The following is a 2,415-nucleotide window of genomic DNA, read 5'->3' as shown; positions in this document are numbered from 1 at the left end:
AACGCCTCCCACGAGGTCTCCAGCAACAACCGCTGCTGCGGATCCATCGCCAACGCCTCACGCGGCGAAATCCCAAACAACCCCGCATCAAACTCACCCGCGCCATACAGGAACCCACCCTCACGGGCATAAAACGTCCCAGCATGATCAGGATCCGGGTGATAAAGCCCATCCAGATCCCAACCCCGATCCGTCGGAAACGCCCCGATCCCATCCCCACCCGCAGCAACCAAATCCCAGAACTGCCCGGGCGTCTGCACCCCACCCGGCAACCGCAGCCCCATACCAACGATCACGATCGGATCGTCATCGATCGAAACGACCGGGGTTCGGATGTCCGCCGAAGCCGCGTCCGGGCCGGTGACCTGGCTCAGCAGGAAGTCGGCGAGCCGGGCCGCGCTCGGGTGGTCGAAGGCGAGCGTGGCCGGCAGGGCCACGCCGGTCGCGGCCTGCAGCCGGTTGCGCAACTCCACCGCGGTCAGCGAGTCGAAGCCCAGCTCCTTGAACGCCCGGTTGGGTGCCACCGCCTCGCTGGACGCGTGACCCAGCACCGCGGCGACGTGAGTACGCACCACCTCGGCGACGAGTCGTTCCCGGTCGGCGGCGGCCAGACCGGACAGCCGCTGCGCGAATGCGGACACCGCGGGGCCGCCGTGCGGTGCTGGGGTTGCGAGGGTCTGGGCGGCCGAAAGGTCCGTGAAGAACGGCCGAGCCCGGCTGGCTGTGAAGAGCGGCAGGAACTCCGCCCACCGCACATCCGCAACCGTGACCGACTCCTCACCCGCACCGACCGCACCGGCCAGCGCGGCGAGCGCAGGCCCGGGCTCGATCGGCGTCAAACCACGCCGCCGCAACTGAGCGGCGGTCTCATCATCAGCGGCCATACCAACCTGAGCCCACGGACCCCAGGCCACAGCCGTACCCGGCAGACCACTCGCCCGGCGCCGGGCGATCAGCGCATCCAACGCGGCGTTCGCGGCCCCATAAGCGGCCTGCTCCGCACTCCCCCAGATCCCCGAGATCGATGAGAACACCACAAACGCGTCAACGTCACCGACCAGCGCGTCCAGGTACAGGGCCCCGTCGACCTTGCCGGACAGCACCCGGTTCAGGTGCGCGGCATCGGCGTCGACCAGTTCGGCATCCTCGGCCACACCGGCGGCGTGCACCACCGCGTTGACCTGGCCGATCGTCGCCAGCAACCCCTCCACCGCCGACGGGTCGGCCAGATCGCAGGCGTGTGCCTCGGCGTTGGGAAGTTCGGCGAGCAGCGCGTCCGCTCCGGGCGCGTCCACACCACGCCGCGAGACCAGCACCAGCCGCTCGGCCCCGTTCTCCGCCGCCCACCGGGCCACCTCAGCGCCGAGCCCACCGGTACCACCAGTGATCAGCACCGTGCCACGCGGACGCCAGGCCGGGGCCGCGCTCGCCGGAGCATGCTCCAGCCGCCGGACCAGAACCCCACCGCTGCGCACCGCCACCTGGTCCTCGGCGCCGAGCGTCCCGGCCAGCACCGCACCAAGCCGCACGATAGCCCGGGCATCAAGGGTCTCCGGCAGATCGAGCAGACCGCCCCAGCGCTCCGGGTGCTCCAGACCGATCACCCGGCCCAGGCCCCACTTCGCGGCCTGCGCGACATCCGGCGCACCGTCCGCCCGCCCCGCGGCCACCGCACCCCGGGTCACCAACCACAACGGCGCACTGCTCTCGACATCCGCCAACGCCTGAACAACCGTCAACACACCGGCGAGAGCAACCGACGGAAGCACCAGAACCCCGGCCGGCGCCAGCTCACCCAGACGCACGGCCAGGTCATCACGCTCGCCAAGCGGCACGACCACGGCCTCGGCGCCCATCCCCGTCAGCGCCTCGACAAGCCCCAACGCATCGGCTGCTCCCAGCACGTCATCACCGACGAGCGCCCAAGTTCCCCGGGGCACAGCCTCGGCCAGATCGGTGACGGGCTTCCAGGTAACCCGGTACCGCCACCCGTCGACCAACGACCGCTCCCGGCCACGGGCCCGCCAGGACACCAGCGCCGGCAGGAGCGGTTCGAGCGTGGTGACCGGAACGCCCAGCCGGGTGGCGAGCCCAACGGTGTCGCCACGGTCGATCGGGTCCCAGAAGTCGGTGTCAGCCGCTGCGATCGGCGCTTCGGCGCGGGTGCGCAGCCAGTAGCGCTGACGCTGGAAGGCGTACGTCGGCAGCTCGACCGGCTGAACCCCGGCAAAAAGCGCCGACCAGTCCACCGGCACGCCGTTGACATGCAACGTGGCCAACGCGGTCAGCGCGGTGGTGACCTCATCGCGCTCCCGGCGCAGCAACGGAACCGCGACGGCATCCGGCTGCTGCACCAGCGCGGCCAGCACCCCATCCGGACCCAACTCCACAAACCTACTGACACCCTCCAACGCG

1 protein-coding gene is annotated in these 2,415 nt (G+C 70.6%); it reads right to left on the bottom strand.

The genetic code is table 11. From position 1 onward, the window contains the following. Nucleotides 1-2,369: SDR family NAD(P)-dependent oxidoreductase (locus CHC08_RS46920; protein ID WP_143653695.1), on the bottom strand; the 2,369-nt coding region annotated here is incomplete at its 3' end. Nucleotides 2,370-2,415 lie beyond the last annotated feature (46 nt).

The organism is Streptosporangium subroseum, from assembly GCF_900188345.1.
GTDB classification, from domain to species: Bacteria; Actinomycetota; Actinomycetes; order Streptosporangiales; family Streptosporangiaceae; genus Streptosporangium; species Streptosporangium subroseum.
The sequence above is the reverse complement of the archived record's forward strand: the minus strand, read 5'-3'. Positions and strand labels throughout refer to the sequence as shown.